The following is a 17,432-nucleotide window of genomic DNA, read 5'->3' on the forward strand; positions in this document are numbered from 1 at the left end:
TGACTTTCCAAAGTGGAAAGTGTTATGCTTTCCATAACGGAAACAATCAACGAAGGTTTCCGGACCGGTCGACTTCAACGCAATCCATATCCATTGTCCTAATTCCATCCGTGACCCATCGCAAGGAAAAGAGATGATCGCCATGAACACGCCTCTTCAGACCCAACCCCTGTCCACCCCTCCGGACGCGCGGCTCTCTGCGGCCGACGCGCTCTCCTCGCTCTCCTCGCTCACCGACTCCCGCGAGGCCGTGGCCCGCCGGTTCGTTACCCCGTTGTGGTACAAGATCGCATCTTTCGGCTGCACCGTGGTCATGACCATGCTGATATGGGCGCTGTGGGGAGGCCTCTTCGCCTCGTTCACGGATCTGCACATTCTTCTGGGCTGCGCCGGCGTCATCGTGGTCGGCATGGCGGTCGAGATCGCATTGGTCGTGCGGATGGAACGCAGGGGCGTCCACTGGCTCACCAAACCGCCGACGCTCAAGGCTTGGCTCTACAGCGTTATGATGCCGATCTTCTGCCTGGCGGTCGTGGTCGCTCCCATCGTGCATCACGGTCTGCCATGGTGGGCCGCCCTGGGCGTCGCCGTCGCCGGGGGAGGGGCGATCCTTATGCTCGTCAACCTGAGCGACGCCGAAGTGCGCGACTACATCATGGCCGGCGGCTCGATGTCCGAGGTGCAGATCGACGGCGGCGGACGGCGCTCCGGCAAGGACGGCGAACTGTGGACCCGCGCCCGTCTCCTCGCCCTGCCCGACGACGAACGCCGCGAGACGGCACGCCGGCTGACGGCCCCGGTCTGGCTGCACCCGGCCATCGGACTGATGGTGATGCTGTGCATCGTGAGCGTGCTGGAAACGGTGGCCACGTTCATGGGCGGATCCAGCCCGACGAGCTTCGTGATCACCGCGATGGACTTTGCCCTGATCGCCGCGATGGCAACCGCCGTGACGCGATGGACCCGTGACGTCAAGGCAGACACCCGCATGATGCCGGCGAGCACCGCCAGTTGGGCGCTGTTCTTCGCCATGGTCGCCACCTGCTTCATCCCCGTCTACCTTGCCGGCTACGGCTTGGGCTTCATACTGGGGCACTCGCCGGCGCAGGTGCCGCTCGTCGAACTGGCGGTGGGAGGCGCGGCCTACGTGGTGCTCTTCTCCATCTTCGGCCAGCTGTATGATCGCCGCCGGTACGGTGAAATCGCGAAGGGAGCGTGAGATGGCATGGCAACTCCCGTCATTACGGCACAATTCAACGAAGTGATCCATGCGCCCCTGCGGCTGCGCATCTGCGGCATGCTGCAGGGGGCCGGCGAAGTCGAATTCGCCGCGATCCGCGACATGCTCGGCGTCAGCGACGCGGTCTGCTCCAAGCACCTCAAGGTACTGGCGGACAACGGGTACGTCTCCCTCGCCAAACGGCCCGGGCAGCGCAACGGCCACGACGTCACCTGGGTCTCGCTCACCCCCGAGGGCCGCGAGGCGTTCGACGCCCACGTCGCCGCCCTCCGCGCCATCGCCGGACTCGGATGACCGATATAACAACAGTGGTGGCGGTTTGAGACACAAATAGGTCTGCTTGTGTCTCAAACCGCCACCACTGTTTTGGCTGGTCACCGGGCCGCCGCGGGCCCTCACCACAGGCGGTTTCGAGATGACATATTGCAGCGAAGGATACCTCAACGGCTATTGAGCAATTCGTCTTTGGCACGCGCCTCCTTGCGCAGTCGGCCTATGTCGATCCATCCGCGCGAAAAATCCTTGTCGATGGCAGTCAGCAGATACATGGAGGCGTTGATGATGCGCCGCTTATGCGTGGCGGCGTCGTACAGGTTATCGAAGTGTGTGGCCCTGTTGCGTATGCCTCGCAGATAGCCGAGATTCTTCGCGATGCTTTGACGGCCGGATTCGTCCTGCATGGCGCGCGGAAAGGCATGCGAAATGCAGGATGCCCAGAGCTTGCGCTGAAGTTCCGTGCGTTCACTGTCCTCCGGCAGGCCGATGAGCTTGACCCACGTGCCCCACATCAGCTTGGACAGCACGTCATCATGGGTGATGCTTTGCCCCGGATGTGCTGCTATGGTCAGATGTCTCGCTTCACGAATCTGCTTGCCGATGATTTTGAGGACCTGTTCGGGTTCGTTGCCTTCGCACGTCCAACTCTCATTGCCGTTTCGGATTCGGGCCAAGGCACGCAGCTGACGGTCGATGGCATTGCGAACGGCGATTTCGACGTAGCCGATCTGTTCATGCAATACGCCGGCAAAGCGATGATTCCACTTGCACAGCGCAACGGCGAGCGTCGGATCGGCAGCGGCGTCGTCAAGATACCTGCCGAACCGTGCCCTTCCGCAGAATTTCTCCGCCTGACCGATGATCGTTGCCCCGTCGCTCATGCCTTCATGATACACTGGCTCTACCTGGGCAGGTCGTCCTGCCTGTGATCTCATTGGCCTCCTTCGGGGGCCAGTGCTTTTTATGGGAGATCGACGCAACAGTGGTGGCGGCTTGAGACACAAATAGGTCTGTCTGTGTCTCAGACCGCCACCACTGTTTTGGCTGGTCACCGGGCCGCCGCGGGCCCTCACCACAGGCGGTAGCGTTCGGCGCCTTCGGCGAGCTCGTCGCGGAACTTCGGATGGGCGATGGCGATGAGCCGGCGCACGCGCTCGTCCACGGGCACACCGCGCAGGGCCGCCACGCCGTACTCGGTGACCACGTAGTCGATGTCGTTGCGGGAGATGGACACCACCGAACCGGGGCTCAGCACCGGCTGGATGCGCGAGACCTCGCCGTGCGATGCGGTGGAGGGAATCGCGATGATTGACTTGCCTTCCGGGGCGCGGCTGGCGCCGATGGCGAAGTCCGCCGCCCCGCCGGTGCCGGAGAACTGCGTGGAACCGAGCGTTTCCGAGTCGATCTGCCCGGTCAGGTCCACCTGCAGCGCCGAGTTGACCGACACCTGACGCCGGTGCCGGGTGATGACCGGCGCGGAGTTCACGTAGCTGATCGGCAGGAACAGGAAGCTCGGGTTGTAGTCGATGTACTCGTAGAATTCCTTGAACGGCGCGGGGAAGGCGGCCACGTGCTTGTACGGCAGGAACGTTTTGGCCTTGCCGTTGATCACGCCCGACTGGATGAGCGGCAGCAGGCTGCCCGGCATCATCTCCGAGTGGATGCCCAGGTCGTTCTTGTCCGTGAGGAATTGCGCGGCGGCGGCCGGGGCCTTGCCCACGCCCAGCTGGATGGTCGAGCCGTCGGCGATGAGCCCGGCCACGTTGCGTCCGATCGCCAGTTCGACGTCGTTGGAGGGCGGCACCTCGGCCAGGGAATGCAGCGGACGCTCCTCGGCCTCGTAGAAGTAATCGATGTCGGAAATGTGCAGTTCCGTGTACCCGCCGGTGTGCGGAATGTTCGGATTGATGCCGATGATCACGGTCTTGGCCTTGTGCGCCTGCCAGAAGTTGCCGGTGCCGCCGCCGAAGCTCACGAAGCCGTTGCGATCCGGCGCGGACGCCTGACCGATGTAGACCTCTGGGTTCTCGGCAAGGCCGCGGCGCGAGGTGTCCACGGCGTCGTGCCCGTGGGAGGGCACGAAGTGGATGGTGTGCGCGTCGTGCGCGTTGCGGGTGTTGCGGTCGGAGAAGCTGGACACCGTGTAGAACGAGTCGCGGTACGCGGGGTTCGTGGCGAACTCGAACGGTTCGGGCAGCCCGTAGAGCAGCACCTTCACGTCGGTGACGCGGTCGGCGATGGTGTGCAGTTCGCGCAGCACCTGGATGGGCTCGTCGCCGGAGCTGCCGGCGACGATGGTGTCGTGCGAGTGGATGAGGTCGAGGATCTGGGGGACGGTGCGCAGCTTGTTGCGGTATTCCTGGGCGAAGTCGGTCATGGGTGGGGTTTCCTTGGGGTCGGGATGGACGATGATGAGGTGGATGGGTAAGTCTGCGGCACGGTCCGGTCAGCGCCCGTGGAACACCGGCTGGCGCTTCTCCACGAACGCGGCCACGGCCTCGCGGGCGTCCTCGGTGTTGAGGGCCACGTCGTTGCGGGAGGCGTTGATGCGCACCGGCTCGGTGATGCGGCTCAGCGGGTAGATGTCGCGCAGGGACTGCTTGATGTACTTGACGGTGATGGGCGGGTTGGCGAGAATGAGCTTCGCCACGCGCTCGCCTTCCTCCACCAGCTTGTCCTTGGGCACGATCTCGTTGACGAACCCGACCTGATACGCCCGCTCGGCATCGATCGGCGCGCCGGTCAGGGCCAGGTACGAGGCGATGTGGTTCGGCAGGGCCCATGCGGCACCGCCGGTGCCGCCCACCGCGCCGATCTTGACCTCCGGCACGGAGAACTTGGCCTCCGGGGAGGCGATGACGATGTCCGAGTAGGCGACCACGCAGAAGGCGCCGCCCACCGCCCAGCCCTGCACGAGCGTGATCACCGGCTTGGAGACTATGGCCGGCTGCGGGAACGTCTTGGGACCGAGCTCCTTGGACGGGATCTCGCCCTCGGGAATGACCGGCGGGTTCTTGGACTCCTTGAGGTCGTGGCCGCCGGAGAAGATGCGGCCCTCGGCCCTCAGGATGATCACGCGCACGTCATCGTCACGGTCGGCGCGGGTGAAGGCGTCGACGAACTGGCGGGACTGCGCGTAGCTGAAGGCGTTGGCGGGCGCGTGATCGAGCGTGATGGTGGCGATGTGCTCCTTCACCTCGTAGTGCACGATCTCGGTGCCGTAGATCGGGTCAGTGGTTGCAGTGGTTGCGGACATGACGGTCCCCTCTCGCGTGATGTGATGCTGATGGATTGATTGGCTACCGCGTGAAGAGGGGATGGCGCGAATGCGTGTCTTGCCGCGAAGCTGATGCCGACGATAGCAGGGATCGACGCCGCCGTGAACCGCGTGGCTATACGAGGCTCTTATACGCGGCTATAGCGGGTCGGATTGGCCGCGGCCGCTTCCTCGCGATCGTGCAGCTGCTGCGCGCGGCGGCGTCTGAGGTAGTCGATGCTCACCTTCTTGTTCATCACGATGCCGTCGGACAGCACGCAGCCGTCCTCGTCCACGGCCCGGACGCGATAGTAGTATTCGTTGCCGCTGACGTGGTCGAAGTCCGCGATGCCGGTGACCGTGCCGCGCACCCCGCTGCGGCGGTGGCGGATGTGGATGTCCACGCCGAACACGCGCTCGGTGGCAGGGTCGAACCGGTGGCGCATGCCCACGCCGCCCACGGTCTCCAGCAGCGCGCACGTGGCCCCGCCGTGCAGGAACCCGTAGCCCTGCAGATGGTGTTCGGTGATGGGCATGGTGGCCTCCACGTGGTCGGCGGTGCACTGCGTGATCGTAATGCCCAGATACTCGGTGAGACCGCCGGCGCTGGGCTCGGGCAGATCGTCCGACTGCGCCGACTGCGTAGACTGCGCCGGGGAGGAGGGACCGGAAGCGGATTTATCGGTCATGGGAACGTCCTTCGTGACAGGTGGATTGCGGGGTTGACAAGCGGCATGGTAACAGGAACGTCCCGTGGCGCGGCCATCGGCGCAATTGAGGGCCGGTTATCGATCCGCGGCGTTGCAATGCCTGAGCCGGATGCCTTGAACCGCCTATAACCAACGCCTGTAGCCGCGCGGTTCCGGTCGCGTCCGCCGTGCCGTATGGTGATGGTCAAGCACGGCGGCCGGGCCATCCGGAAGGGGATGTCCGATCGGCTCGGCGCCGTGCCTCCTCAATCTTCCACCCCCGTCAGAAAGAACACCGCAATGGCCGATCAGCACACCCAAACTCCGCCGCCAGACCAGTCGGTCCCGTCAAACCCGACGCTGGACATCCTCACCACCAGAAGGACCATCCGCAAGTTCGAGGAGCGTCCCGTCGAACCCGAAGTCGTGGAAGCCATCGAGAACGCCGCCCGTCAGACCGCCACCAGCCAGTCGCTGAGCGCCTGGTCCGCCATCCGCATCAAGAACCGGAGCACCCGCGAGGCTCTCGCCGAGATCTGCGGCCACGCGCGCATCGCCCGGGCACCCCTGCTGTACGTCTTCGTGGCCGACGAGCACCGAAACCTGCGCATCGCCCGTGCCAAGGGCGTGGCGGTGGACAAGGACACCCCGTTCTCCACGTCCGCGTTGTTCTTCCAGGCCTACGACGACGCCGTCCTCGCCGTGCACGCGGCGGAGACTGCGGCCGAATCGCTCGGTCTCGGAGCGGTGATCCTGGGCGCCATCACGTTCGACCTCGAGCGCGTGATCGACCTGCTGCACCTGCCCCCGCATGTCTTCCCCGTGCTCGGCCTCGGTCTCGGCTACCCGGCCAAGGTGCCGGAATTGAAGCCCCGCCCACCGCGCGAGGTGCAGTTCTTCGACGACGCCTACCCGGACGACGCTGCCAATCCCGACCCGCTCGCCCCGCTCGCCGGCTTCGACCGCGAAGTGCACGACTACTACCTGCGCCGCAACCCCGACAACCCCATCTCCTCGTTCACCGACTACGTAGCCGGCATCGCCCGCACCCCCGTCACCCATCCCCGTCCCATCATCCGCACCGTCGCCGCCCAGGGCTTCGCCACGGACTGAATCCGCGCTCGCAAAGAAAGTTCGCCATCATGTTCAATCAACCGTTCCATCCGACCGCCGCGCGCGGTCGCCGTCCGCTGGCCGTCACCCTGTCTGCGGCGGGACTCGCCGCAGTCCTCGCCCTGTCCGGCTGCGGCAATGCCAACGCCTCCTCCCAATCCGCCGCATCCGCCGGTACCCCGCAATCCGGCGGTACGCTTAAGGTCGCGGAGATCCCGGACATCTACTCGTGCATCGACCCGTCGCAGGCCTCGTGGAGCGGCTCGCGCAACATCGTGCGCCAGTTCGCCGAATCCCTGACGGATCAGGATCCGGAAACCAACGAGATCAAGCCATGGCTCGCCTCCGACTGGACCGTCAGCCCGGACGGCAAGACGTACACATTCAACCTCAAGCACGACATCGCGTTCTCCAACGGCGAGCCCTTCAACGCCGACGCGGTGGTGAAGAACATCGAATCCGTGGCCGCCACGCCCGGCGCACCCGCCTCCACCGCACTGATCTCGCTGGACGGCGTGAAGGCCGTGGACGACGACACCGTGGAAATCACGTTCAAGGAGCCCAACCCCGCATTCCTGAGCGCCACGTCGATCACCAAGCTCGGCATCCTCGCCCCGGAATCCCTCAAGCAAACGCCCGAACAGCGCTGCACCGGCAAGGCGCTGTACGGCACCGGTCCGTTCACGCTTGAATCCTACGATCCCAAGACCAAGGCCGTGCTCAAGAAGCGCGCCGACTACAAGGCGCACTCCGCGCTCGCCAAACACGACGGGCCCGCCTACCTCGACGGCATCGAATACGTGTACGTGCCCGAGGAATCCGTGCGCACCGGCAGTCTGGTGAGCGGTCAGGTGCAGGCGATCGTGGCCCCTGCCGACCAGCAGATCACCGACAACGCCGCCACGCAGATCAAGGCCGCCGGCGGCGTAGTGGACAGCCGCGCCCTACCCGGTCAGGCGTTCAACCTGTATCCGAACGTGCGCGAGGGACGCATCCTGTCCGATATCCGCGTGCGTCAGGCCGTCTCGCTGGCCATCGACCGCGCCACATACGCCTCCACCGCCATCCGCAAGGGTTACACGGTCGTCTCGGGCTTCTACGGGGCCACCACCAGCTCGTCCATCGCCACGCCGGAACTGACCAAGTACGATCCGCAGGCCGCAGCGAAACTGCTCGACGAAGCCGGCTGGACGATCGGGCCCGACGGCTACCGCTACAAGGACGGCAGGAAGCTCACACTGCACTGGCTGGACAAGACCAAGAAGACCGGCGTGGAACTCGTGATCGATGAGCTCAAGCAGATCGGCGTGGACCTCCAGTTCGACCAGACGACCGCCGCCGTGGCCAAGTCCCGAGACAAGTCCGGTGACTACGACCTGAGCAGCATCGCCTCCTACACACGCAACGATCCTTCCGCGCTGAACCTCTACTACAGCACGCAGGCCAGCTACCGCATGGGCGAACTGTCCCTGGACGAAGCCAACTGGGCCAAGGCGCAGCAGCTCTATCAGGCCGGCGGCGCCGAGCCGGACGAGATCAAGCGCACCGAGGACTACAAGCAGTTCCAGCAGCTGCTCGAAGACCAGTACGCCGTGTTCCCGCTCTACGAACGCAGTCAGGACTACGCTCACTCTGCCAAGCTACAGGGCGCGCGGTTCATCGGCGAATCCTGGGTGGATTTCTACGACGCCTGGCTGGCCAAGTGACGGACGGAGGCGACTGTCATGACCAAGGCGAACCTCGCATACCTCGGCAGACGGCTGCTGCAGGCGGTCGCGGTGCTGTGGGCATCCTACACGCTCACGTTCGCGATCCTCCACCTGCTGCCGTCCGACCCGATGGAGACCATCCTGCAGTCGCGCGGGCAGGATGACGCCTCCGCGCAGGAGATCGCTGCGCTCGCGCACCAGTACGGGCTCGACAAGCCGGTGCTCGTGCAGTATGCGGTCATGATGCTCGCCGCGCTGCACGGCGACCTCGGCGTCTCCTACATGCAGGGCGAAAGCGTCTCCGGACTCATCGCATCCCGTCTCGGCATGACGCTGGGCGTGAGTCTGGCGGCCATAGCGCTGGCCGCGGTCGTGGCGTTCTCGCTCGCGTTTCTGGCCTCGTACACCCGGCATCCGGCTGTACGTAGCCTGCTGGAATTCGTACCGAACGTGACCATCTCCGTGCCGATCTTCTGGGTGGGTCTTCTGCTCATGCAGGTGTTCTCGTTCTCGCTCGGCTGGCTGCCGGCCATGGGAGCGGACGGATGGCAGACCATGGTGCTGCCCGTGGTCACCATGTCCATTCCGCCAGCCGCGCTGCTCGGACGCATGCTCATGAACGGCTTCGACGAGGCGCTGGCCTCCCCGTTCATCACCGCGGCCCGTGCGCACGGCCTGAGCCGCAGCCGGCTCGTGCTGCGCCACGTCGTCAAGAACGGCTCGTTGCCGGCGTTCACCGTGCTCGGCATGATCGTCGGCTCCACCGTCACCGGAGCCATTGTGGCGGAGACCGTGTTCTCCCGCCAGGGCGTAGGCATGCTCATCCAGCAGTCCGTGCAGGCACAGGACATTCCCGTCGTGCAGGGATGCGTGCTGCTCGCCGCGGCCGCGTTCGTCGTCATCAATCTCGCCGTGGACATGATCTACCCGATCTTCGATCCGCGCATCGTCGTCCGGACGGCAGGAAAGGAGCGGCCATGAGTGCCGTGGAAACCGTCATCGCGCCGCAGAGCGGAGTCCGTGCCGCATCCGGCTCCGAAACGCACGCCGCCGTCGGACTCGGCGCCGATCGCAGCGTATCCCGCCGGGCGCTGCGCCGTGTGGGCGGCTGGCTATACGCAGCCGTGCGCTATCCGGGTACGCTGCTCGCCGGTGCGTTCATGGCGCTCGTCGTCCTCGCGGCCATCCATCCCGCGGCCCTCACACGGCAGGATCCGTACGCCACCGCGCCCACGCAGATGCTATTGCCTCCCAGCGCAGAGCATTGGTTCGGCACCGATCAGCTCGGCCGCGACCTTTACTCCCGCGTGGTGTACGGCGCCCAATCGACCATCCTCGCCTCGCTGATCTCCCTGTCCATCGCCGTTGCGGTCGGCGTGCTGTTCGGCGTGCTCGCCGGCTACGCGGGAGGGGCGTTGGATGCCGCACTCATGCGGTTCGTGGACGTGTTGCTGTCCATCCCGGGGCTGCTGCTGTCCATCACCATCGTCACTGCCATCGGTTTCGGCACCATCCCCGTTGCGATCGCCATCGGCGTGGCATCCATTCCCACGTTCGCCCGCACCGCACGCGCCCAGACCCTGCGCGTGTGCTCCAGCGCGTACATCGAGGCGGCCGTCGTCTCCGGCGTCACCCCGTTCGGGATCGTGACGCGGCACGTGCTGCGCAACGTGTTCGGACCGGTGTTCTCGCTGGCCCTGCTCGAATTCGGGCGCGTCATCATGGCCGTCGCCACGTTGAGCTTCCTCGGGTTCGGCGCCAAGCCGCCGGCGGCTGAATGGGGCTCGCTCATCAATGAAGGCCGCAGCTACCTCATGACCAGTTCATGGGTGCCGCTGCTGCCCGGACTGGTGGTGGTGCTCACGGTCTTGGCGGTTACCGTGCTGGCGGCCCGCAGCGAAAAGGAGCTGAAGCGATGAGCAAGAACAACGATTCCGTGCGCGGCAATCCCGCGGTCGAAGTGATCGACGCCTCCGTGACCTACCGTACCAAGCGGCGGACCGTCCGGGCGGTCAGCCACGTGAGCGTCACGGCGGACGCGGGGCAGATTCTCGCGATCGTGGGCGAATCCGGTTCCGGCAAGTCCACGCTCGTCAACGCGCTGCTGGGACTGCTGCCGGAAGGCACGCTGGTCGAAGGCAAGTTCCTGCTCAACGGGCGGGATCTGACCCACGCCACGGAACGCGAATGGCTGGCCGTACGCGGCAGCCTCATCGGCTTCGTGCCGCAGGACCCGCAGTCCAGCCTTGACCCGACCATGCGCATCGGCGACCAGATCGCGGAGATCGTACGCCTGCACCGTGGTCGGGAGGTGCGCGACGTGCGGGCGGAAACCCTGCGTTTGCTCGCCGAAGTGGGCATCGACGACCCGAAGCTGAGAGCGCGCCAATACCCGCACGAACTGTCCGGGGGCCTGAAGCAGCGCGTGCTCATCGCGCAGGCGCTCGCCGGGGATCCGCGCATCGTGGTGGCGGACGAGCCGACCAGCGCCCTCGATGTGACCGTGCAGAAGGTCGTGCTCGACCTGCTGACCTCCCTGGTACGCCGTCGTGGCATCACACTCGTCATGATCACCCATGATCTGGCCGTGGCCTCCGACCGTGCCGACCGCATTCTGGTCATGCTCCACGGCGAGGCGATCGAACAGAACGACACCGCCGAGCTGCTGGCCCGCCCGCAGCAGGACTACACGCGCCGACTGCTCTCCCTAGTGCCGAGGATCGAGGAGGACGATGCGGACGCGATTGCAATCGGGACCGGGGACGCAGCGAACGATGCGGACGGCGTGGACAACGACGGACGTACGGCGGTCAGCTGGCTGGACGTGACCCGCGAATATCGGGCCGCCGTGAGCGAACGTGCCCCGCACGGCATCCTGACTGCGGTGGATCACGTCTCGCTCAAGGCATACCGTGGCCGCACGCTGGCGATCGTGGGCGAATCCGGTTCCGGCAAGTCCACGCTGCTGTCCATGGCGCTGGCCCTCAACAAGCCCACGTCCGGCAGAGTTCGCGTGCTTGGCAACGATCTGAGTGAGCTGCGCGGACGTGCCCTGAGACAGAAACGACGTCATTTCCAGCTCGTCCAGCAGAATCCGTTCGACTCGCTCGACCCCTCGCTCACCGTCCGGCAGTCCATCGAGGAACCGTTGCGCGCCTTCGGCTACGGTTCCGCCGCCAAGCGTGAGGCGCGGGTGAAGGAGCTCATCGACCGCGTCGCCTTGCCGCAGACCGTACTCAAAGTTAGGCCGGGGGAGCTGTCCGGTGGACAATCGCAGCGCATCGCCATTGCGCGTGCGCTGGCCATCGAACCGCAGCTGCTGTTTCTGGACGAACCGGTCTCCGCGCTGGACGTGTCCGTGCAGGACCAGATCCTCCGTCTGCTGGCCGGCTTACAACGTGACCTCGGCCTGACCTACGTGTTCGTGTCCCACAACCTCGCCGTCGTCTCCGAAATCGCGGACGACGTGGCCGTGATGCGCCGCGGACGGCTCGTGGAATACGGGACCGCCGACCGCGTGCTGCACCAGCCGAGCGCGGACTATACGCGCCAACTGCTGGACGCCATTCCCGGACGGGGATGAACGGCTGACCGGCCATCGATCGCATCGGCATCATCGGCAACGTCAATCATCCGTCAATCACCCGTTCACCCAACGCAGTACCAACTCATCATCTCAACCATCTCGACCAAAGGAGCACCGCCATGACCGCAACCGCAACGGAACCCGCCGTTTCCGCCCCCGCATCCGTTTCCCTGACCGTATCCCCGTCCGTCTCCGCCGCCGGCGTGAGCGATGAGGAGTTTTCGCGCGCCTGGCACGAATGGCACGCCAAGCGCGACCGCATCCTGTCCGGTCCGCGCGAAATGCTCGCCCTCGTAAGCCTCACGTGGCTCGAGGACGGCGTGGACACGCACCTCGACACGTTCCCCGGCACGTTCCGCCTCGACGGCGACACGTTCACGTACACGCCCGAACCCGGCAAGGTGATCCGCGTGCACGGCATCAACATCGTGGGACCGCGATCGTACATCGTGCCCGGTCAGGAGGATGCCAACGTGGCCCGCCTCAACTACGGGGACAAGCAGGCCGAGGTGATCAAGCGGCTCGGCGGGCAGCGGCAGTACGCCGTGCGCGTGCGCGACCCGAAGTCCCCGCTCATCGTGAACTTCAAGGGCACCCCGTACTTCGAGCCGAACCGGGCATGGGTGGTTCCGGCCTCCTACCGGCCGTACGCAAGCCTGCGCGAGGAAACCGTGGACGCCTCGCTCGACTTCCTCAAGCACATCGAACAGGCCGTGGGCGAACTCACCGTCACCATCGGCGGCCATGACTACACGCTGCAGGTGTTCCAGGGCCACGACGACGGCCACGGCACCGTGCTGTTCCGCGACGGCACCTCCGGCACGGAAACCTACGGCGGGGCGCGCGTGCTCGGCCTGAACATCAAGGACCCGGCCGCCGTGACCGAAGTCGACTTCAACCGCGCCACCAACCTGCCGTGTGCCTATTCGCCGTACTGCACCTGCCCGCTCGCGCCGCTGGGCAACACCCTGCCCGTGCGCGTGACCGCCGGCGAGAAGCTGCCGTACGAGCACCGGTGAGCCGCGCCGCTTCGTGATGTGTCAATCCGGATGCGTCCATTGACGTATATGCGTGAGGCCTTGGATGTTTCCAAGGCCTCACGCCATTTCGATGCAGGGGAGCTGTGCTCAGGCGTGCTGTAGGGTGTCGGCGCGTTCGGTAAGCCAGACCTTCATCACGGCCTGACGGCTGATGCCCATGCGGCTGGCTTCGCGGTCGAGCACGCCGACGAGCCATTCGGGCAACTGGATGCTCATGGCGCGGAGTTTCTCGCGGTTGGGCCGGTGGGCGGTGCTCATGTCGGCGTATTGAAGGATGTCTTCTTCGCCGTCATCGAAGATCTGATCGAGTTCTGCATCAGTCTTGGCGTTCATATGCTTCGACCTCCTTGGTACGTGATCGTCTGACGGATATGATGCGGGTCCTGCCGTTGCGTGGAGTCCAGATGGCGCTCCAGTGTTTGCCGTCCATAGTGCCGATGGAGATCCACCGCTCTTCGGTCGGATAATTGAGTCTGATGGCGAGCAGGTCGGGATCGTCCCATAGCTTTTGCGCCTGTTCGAAATCGATCCCGTGTTTCGCAAGGTTTTTGGCGCTTTTGGCGGGGTCGTATTCAAACTCCATTGCCACAGCCTTTCATATCATTTCTATACGAATATAATACTGTTTTGGTTGCTGTGCAAATGGCATGGCAGGTGTTCCGCAGGGGGTTCCGATGACTGGTTCGGATGTATGCGACGGCCTGCGGTGCGGTCGAGAGACTGTGAACGGGCTGGCTGAAATTCGAGGGACATGCGGACCATCTGGGCCATAGGCGCGTGTTGGTCACACAGGACGTCTACATGCAGCGGAGCCGGAGCACGGGCAAGTCCGCGGCGAAGATAGAGGAAAGACTGGTTTCATCCGTTGCTAGTAAATCTACGGAGTAAATACGGACTTGGGTGTTTTTTACGGAGCGTCCGCGAAACGAAGAATCCCCGCGATCCCAGTGTTTCCAACGGGTCGCGGGGTTGTGCGAGTGCCCCCAGCCGGACTCGAACCGGCAACCTGCGGATTAGAAGGCCGATGCTCTATCCATTGAGCTATGGAGGCTAAACCTGAACCATAGTAGCGGCACGGGTGAACGAACGCGAGCCGCACCGGACGCGAGCCGTGCCGATCGGGGTCGCGCCGACCGGAATCACGCCGGATCGGCGTTTGCCCGGCGCCTACGCTCAGCGGGAGGCCGCGGAATCCAGACCCAGCTCGCGCCGGATGCGGGCGACGAGCGCGTCCTCGGTCAGCCCGTAGCGCTCGCACAGGGCGGGCAGAGAAACACGATCGGTGAATTCCTTGGTCGCCCCGGCGTTGATCACGTGCGGATTGCCGGCGGGGCCGTCCGGCATGCGATGGTTCGCATAGTAGGCGGTGACCTTCTCGCCCCAGCCGCCCTCGAGCTGCCCGTCCTCCAGCGTGACGACCAACTCGTGGCCGTTGCGCAGCGATTCGAGCGCGGGCACGTCCATCAACGAGCACTGATGCGGGTCCACGAGCGTGACGGCATGCCCGAACTCGCGCTCCAGCCGATCGGCCACACGAACGGCCAGCGGATAGGTGTTGCCGAGTCCCAGAACCGCCACGCGCGAACCGCGACGCGTCACGCGCCAATCCAACGGGGACGACGGGGACGGCGACCCCGCAGCCTCCCGCGTGCGCTCGTCCAGCCGGGGCAGGACCGTCCCGGCGCGCTCGGCGTCGAGGATCGGCGAGCCGGGCACGCGAATCACCACCGGGCCATTCGCATGCCGTTCGTCCGGAGTGCCCTCGGGTGCGGTGGACCACGTCAGATCGGCGAGGAAATCCTCGCGCGACGTGGGCAGCAGCACGGTGACGCCCGGAATGTTCGCGAACATGGTGAGGTCGTACGCGCCGGAATGCGTGTTGTCCGAGCCGGAAAGGCCTCCCAGGAAGTCGAGGACGGTCACGCGCGTGCGGTTGAGCGCCATCTCCTGAAAGAACTGGTCGTAGGCGCGCTGGAAGAACGACGCCGTGGTGGCCACCACCGGCCGTCCGCCCGCCTTGGCCAGACCGGCCGCGAACGCCACCGCGTGCGACTCGGTGATGCCCGTGTCCACGTAGTGCGCCCCCGCGCGCTCGCGGAACGCATGCGTGACGCCGTTTGAGCCGGGCGTGGCGGGCACCACCACCGTCAGCCCCGGCTCGGAGGGGAAACGGGATTCGAGCGCGGCCATGGCGATCTTGCCGTAGTGCTTGCGCGGGTCGTCCGGCCGGCCGATCGCGCTGTCCGGGGTGAGCCAATGGTTTGCCTCGCACTGACCGGCGTGCGCATGCGCGTCCGAGAGGTTGCAGTGGTCGGAATGCCACGGTTCGCTGTGGGAGACGTTGCCGCAGGCGCAGCCATCCGCCGTGCCGTCCGGTGCGCCGTCGTCCAGACCGAGTCCCTTGAGCGTGTGGATGTGCACCACCACCGGATGGTCGATGTCCCTGACCTCGCGGAACGCGGCGATCAGTGCGTTCACGTCGTTGCCGTCCGCCACGTAGCGGTAATCGAGCCCGAACGCGCGGAACAGGTTCGGTTCCGCCGTACCGTTCGACTCGCGCAGGCGGGCGAGCGGGCCGTACATGCCGCCGAAGTCGCCGGCGATGGACATCTCGTTGTCGTTGAACACGATGATGAGGTTGCCGCCCTGCGCGGCCGCGTTGTTGAGCCCCTCGAACGCGACGCCGGAGCTGAGCGACCCGTCGCCGATCATGGCCACCACGTTGCCGCCCGTGCCCGTCATGTCGCGGGTCTTCGCCAGTCCGCAGGCCAGCGAGACGGAGGTGCCGGTGTGCCCGAGCACGAACTGGTCGTGCTCGCTCTCCTGCGGGTTGGTGAAGCCGGTGACCTCTCCGAAGCGTTCCGGATCGGTGAACGCGGCCCGGCGCCCGGTGAGCATCTTGTGCACGTAGCTCTGGTGCGACACGTCGAACACGATGCGGTCGCGCGGTGAATCGAACACGGCGTGCAGAGCCACCGTGGCCTCCACCACGCCCAGATTGGAGCCGATGTGCCCGCCGTGCAGATGGCCGTATCGCACCAGCACACCGCGGATCTCGCCGCACAGGGCGGTTAGCTGCCCGGGGGAGAGGCGCTTGACGTCGTCGGGGGAATCGATCGTATCCAGCAATCCCAATCCGACGGCCATGCGCGACTCCCTCTCCTCGGCGTTTCCTTGAAACTTTCTGACTGCACGAAAGTGTAGGCGAACCCCGGGGACCTGCGGCCGGGAAGCCGGAACCGTCCCAAAATCTTCGTATCAGGCCATCGGGCCGTCAGTCCGTTCTTTCCAATCTGCATGCCGTTCGGCGCAGATTGGAAAGAACGTGCATGAATCGGGCCCTGCAAGCGCGGATTTCGCGGTCAAACGTTCCAATCCATGAATTCGGCGCGCAGGCGGGCCGTTCAGGGCGGGTGAGAGGATGGGAACCGTGATGCGACGGTCAAACGGCGACCGCGCGGACGACCAGAAAGGTGCAGGACCATGCAGGCGGTATATGCGGCGAACGTGAACCATGACGATCCACTGAGCGTGCTGGAGGTGGGCGACATGTCCGAGCCTGTGGCCCGGCCCTACTGGTCCACGGTGAGTGTGAAGGCGGCCACGGTCAACCATCACGACCTGTGGAGCCTCATGGGCGTGGGACTCTCCGCCGAGCAGACGCCCATGATCCTCGGCACCGACGCGGCCGGCACGCTCGACGAGGACATCCCCGGCAAGCATGGGCTCAAGGCCGGCTCGGACGTGGTGCTCTACACGTTCGTCGGCACCGACGGGGCCGGCGTGGCGCCGGGGGAGCGGCGCTCGATCCTCTCCGAGCGCTACCCGGGCACGCTGGCGGAGAGAACGGCCGTGCCGAGCGCCAACGTGTTCGCCAAGCCCGCGAACCTCGACTTCGCGGAGGCGGCGGCCCTCGGCACCAGCTGGCTGACCGCGTACTCGCTGCTGTTCCGCGCGGCGAACGTGCTGCCCGGGGACACGGTGCTCATCCAGGGCGCGGGCGGCGGCGTGGCCACGGCGGCCACCCAGCTCGCCCACGCGGCCGGGCTCGAGGTGTTCGTCACCTCCCGCTCCGAAGACAAGCGGCGGAAGGCATTGGAGATCGGCGCGGACGCGGCCTTCGAGACGGGCGCGCGCCTGCCGCGCAAGGTGGATGCGGTGATCGACTCCGTGGGCGCGGCCACGTGGGGCCATTCCGTGCGCTCGGTACGTCCCGGCGGCGTGATCGCCACGTGCGGCGCCACCACCGGCGATCAGCCCGGCGCGGAACTGACCCGCGTGTTCTTCCAGGACATCCGTGTGCAGGGCGTCACCATGGGCAGTCGCGAGGACTTCGCCCGACTGCTGCGCTTCGTGGAACACGCCGACCTGCATCCCGCCATCGACTCGAGGCTCGACGGTCTTGCCGCGGCACCGGCCGGGTTCGCCCGTCTGGCCTCCGGGGACGCATTCGGCAAGATCGCGGTGGAGCTGTAGGCCGTTCGGTCGCCTTTGGAGCCCGGGTGGATACGGGAAGGGAAGGT

General features: G+C 65.7%; 16 protein-coding genes and 1 tRNA gene. 9 read left to right on the forward strand and 8 right to left on the reverse strand.

All coding sequences use genetic code 11. The features are described from left to right. Positions 1-133: 133 nt before the first annotated feature. The gene (locus tag AC1AZA_RS00115) at positions 134-1,219 is read left to right on the forward strand and encodes a hypothetical protein (protein WP_476512725.1); all 1,086 of its coding nucleotides are present in this window, start codon (positions 134-136) and stop codon (positions 1,217-1,219) included. A gap of 6 nt (positions 1,220-1,225) precedes the next feature. Continuing rightward, positions 1,226-1,534, forward strand: coding sequence for a transcriptional regulator (locus AC1AZA_RS00120; RefSeq protein ID WP_476512726.1), 309 nt, complete (start codon positions 1,226-1,228; stop codon positions 1,532-1,534). Between the two features lie 146 nt (positions 1,535-1,680). Here the strand turns inward: AC1AZA_RS00120 and AC1AZA_RS00125 are convergent, their stop codons facing one another. From AC1AZA_RS00125 to AC1AZA_RS00140, 4 genes are all read right to left on the reverse strand, one after another. Next, the gene (locus AC1AZA_RS00125; RefSeq protein WP_476512727.1) at positions 1,681-2,397 is read right to left on the reverse strand and encodes an Abi family protein; all 717 of its coding nucleotides are present in this window, start codon (positions 2,395-2,397) and stop codon (positions 1,681-1,683) included. Between the two features lie 188 nt (positions 2,398-2,585). Further along, on the reverse strand, positions 2,586-3,893 hold the full coding sequence (locus tag AC1AZA_RS00130; RefSeq protein ID WP_476512728.1) for an acetyl-CoA hydrolase/transferase family protein: 1,308 nt from the start codon (positions 3,891-3,893) through the stop codon (positions 2,586-2,588). 69 nt (positions 3,894-3,962) lie between these two features. Continuing rightward, complete coding sequence (locus AC1AZA_RS00135) at positions 3,963-4,772, reverse strand: enoyl-CoA hydratase/isomerase family protein (RefSeq protein WP_476512729.1); 810 nt, start codon at positions 4,770-4,772, stop codon at positions 3,963-3,965. 149 nt (positions 4,773-4,921) lie between these two features. Further along, on the reverse strand, positions 4,922-5,461 hold the full coding sequence (locus tag AC1AZA_RS00140) for a PaaI family thioesterase (RefSeq protein WP_476512730.1): 540 nt from the start codon (positions 5,459-5,461) through the stop codon (positions 4,922-4,924). 300 nt (positions 5,462-5,761) lie between these two features. On the opposite strand from AC1AZA_RS00140, the gene AC1AZA_RS00145 reads away from it, so the two are divergent. The 6 genes from AC1AZA_RS00145 to AC1AZA_RS00170 all read left to right on the forward strand — a co-directional run bounded on the left by AC1AZA_RS00145 (position 5,762) and on the right by AC1AZA_RS00170 (position 12,888). Next, the gene (locus AC1AZA_RS00145) at positions 5,762-6,574 is read left to right on the forward strand and encodes a nitroreductase family protein (RefSeq protein ID WP_476512731.1); all 813 of its coding nucleotides are present in this window, start codon (positions 5,762-5,764) and stop codon (positions 6,572-6,574) included. A 29-nt stretch (positions 6,575-6,603) separates the two neighbouring features. Next, on the forward strand, positions 6,604-8,280 hold the full coding sequence (locus AC1AZA_RS00150) for an ABC transporter substrate-binding protein (RefSeq protein WP_476512732.1): 1,677 nt from the start codon (positions 6,604-6,606) through the stop codon (positions 8,278-8,280). Between the two features lie 18 nt (positions 8,281-8,298). Further along, positions 8,299-9,264, forward strand: a complete 966-nt coding sequence (locus tag AC1AZA_RS00155) for an ABC transporter permease (RefSeq protein ID WP_476512733.1) — start codon at positions 8,299-8,301, stop codon at positions 9,262-9,264. Then, entirely contained in the window at positions 9,261-10,202 is a 942-nt protein-coding gene (locus tag AC1AZA_RS00160; protein WP_476512734.1) for an ABC transporter permease, read from the forward strand. The genes AC1AZA_RS00155 and AC1AZA_RS00160 overlap by 4 nt, the downstream gene beginning before the upstream one ends. After that, positions 10,199-11,866 (forward strand): dipeptide ABC transporter ATP-binding protein, encoded by a 1,668-nt coding sequence (locus AC1AZA_RS00165; RefSeq protein ID WP_476512735.1) that lies wholly within the window; start codon positions 10,199-10,201, stop codon positions 11,864-11,866. Before AC1AZA_RS00160 ends, AC1AZA_RS00165 begins: the two co-directional genes overlap by 4 nt. A gap of 122 nt (positions 11,867-11,988) precedes the next feature. Further along, positions 11,989-12,888: a DUF1684 domain-containing protein gene (locus AC1AZA_RS00170; protein ID WP_476512736.1), complete on the forward strand. Its 900-nt coding sequence runs from the start codon at positions 11,989-11,991 to the stop codon at positions 12,886-12,888. A gap of 108 nt (positions 12,889-12,996) precedes the next feature. Here AC1AZA_RS00170 and brnA read toward each other — a convergent pair whose 3' ends face one another. The 4 genes from brnA to AC1AZA_RS00190 all read right to left on the reverse strand — a co-directional run bounded on the left by brnA (position 12,997) and on the right by AC1AZA_RS00190 (position 16,056). Continuing rightward, positions 12,997-13,242 carry a type II toxin-antitoxin system BrnA family antitoxin gene (brnA, locus tag AC1AZA_RS00175; RefSeq protein WP_476512737.1) on the reverse strand — a complete coding sequence of 82 codons (246 nt, stop codon included), beginning with the start codon at positions 13,240-13,242 and terminating at the stop codon, positions 12,997-12,999. Next, positions 13,226-13,492 carry a BrnT family toxin gene (locus AC1AZA_RS00180; RefSeq protein WP_476512738.1) on the reverse strand — a complete coding sequence of 89 codons (267 nt, stop codon included), beginning with the start codon at positions 13,490-13,492 and terminating at the stop codon, positions 13,226-13,228. Before AC1AZA_RS00180 ends, brnA begins: the two co-directional genes overlap by 17 nt. Positions 13,493-13,887: 395 nt before the next feature. After that, positions 13,888-13,960 (reverse strand) — tRNA-Arg (locus AC1AZA_RS00185). A 122-nt stretch (positions 13,961-14,082) separates the two neighbouring features. Beyond that, entirely contained in the window at positions 14,083-16,056 is a 1,974-nt protein-coding gene (locus tag AC1AZA_RS00190; RefSeq protein WP_476512739.1) for a 1-deoxy-D-xylulose-5-phosphate synthase, read from the reverse strand. A gap of 336 nt (positions 16,057-16,392) precedes the next feature. Here AC1AZA_RS00190 and AC1AZA_RS00195 point away from each other — a divergent pair, with 336 nt between their 5' ends. Beyond that, on the forward strand, positions 16,393-17,385 hold the full coding sequence (locus AC1AZA_RS00195) for a zinc-binding dehydrogenase (protein WP_476512740.1): 993 nt from the start codon (positions 16,393-16,395) through the stop codon (positions 17,383-17,385). The last annotated feature ends 47 nt before the right edge of the window (positions 17,386-17,432 follow it).

It is taken from the genome of Bifidobacterium sp. LH_389, assembly GCF_056357235.1.

Bases quoted from the DNA above. Each gene is read 5' to 3' on its own strand.
- AC1AZA_RS00180 (WP_476512738.1), bottom strand. From the start codon at position 13,492: ATGGAGTTTGAATACGACCCCGCCAAAAGCGCCAAAAACCTTGCGAAA.
- AC1AZA_RS00120 (WP_476512726.1), top strand. From the start codon at position 1,226: ATGGCAACTCCCGTCATTACGGCACAATTCAACGAAGTGATCCATGCG.
- AC1AZA_RS00130 (WP_476512728.1), bottom strand. From the start codon at position 3,893: ATGACCGACTTCGCCCAGGAATACCGCAACAAGCTGCGCACCGTCCCC.
- AC1AZA_RS00155 (WP_476512733.1), top strand. From the start codon at position 8,299: ATGACCAAGGCGAACCTCGCATACCTCGGCAGACGGCTGCTGCAGGCG.
- AC1AZA_RS00135 (WP_476512729.1), bottom strand. From the start codon at position 4,772: ATGTCCGCAACCACTGCAACCACTGACCCGATCTACGGCACCGAGATC.
- brnA (WP_476512737.1), bottom strand. From the start codon at position 13,242: ATGAACGCCAAGACTGATGCAGAACTCGATCAGATCTTCGATGACGGC.
- AC1AZA_RS00140 (WP_476512730.1), bottom strand. From the start codon at position 5,461: ATGACCGATAAATCCGCTTCCGGTCCCTCCTCCCCGGCGCAGTCTACG.
- AC1AZA_RS00165 (WP_476512735.1), top strand. From the start codon at position 10,199: ATGAGCAAGAACAACGATTCCGTGCGCGGCAATCCCGCGGTCGAAGTG.
- AC1AZA_RS00145 (WP_476512731.1), top strand. From the start codon at position 5,762: ATGGCCGATCAGCACACCCAAACTCCGCCGCCAGACCAGTCGGTCCCG.
- AC1AZA_RS00150 (WP_476512732.1), top strand. From the start codon at position 6,604: ATGTTCAATCAACCGTTCCATCCGACCGCCGCGCGCGGTCGCCGTCCG.
- AC1AZA_RS00115 (WP_476512725.1), top strand. From the start codon at position 134: ATGATCGCCATGAACACGCCTCTTCAGACCCAACCCCTGTCCACCCCT.
- AC1AZA_RS00160 (WP_476512734.1), top strand. From the start codon at position 9,261: ATGAGTGCCGTGGAAACCGTCATCGCGCCGCAGAGCGGAGTCCGTGCC.
- AC1AZA_RS00190 (WP_476512739.1), bottom strand. From the start codon at position 16,056: ATGGCCGTCGGATTGGGATTGCTGGATACGATCGATTCCCCCGACGAC.
- AC1AZA_RS00170 (WP_476512736.1), top strand. From the start codon at position 11,989: ATGACCGCAACCGCAACGGAACCCGCCGTTTCCGCCCCCGCATCCGTT.
- AC1AZA_RS00125 (WP_476512727.1), bottom strand. From the start codon at position 2,397: ATGAGCGACGGGGCAACGATCATCGGTCAGGCGGAGAAATTCTGCGGA.
- AC1AZA_RS00195 (WP_476512740.1), top strand. From the start codon at position 16,393: ATGCAGGCGGTATATGCGGCGAACGTGAACCATGACGATCCACTGAGC.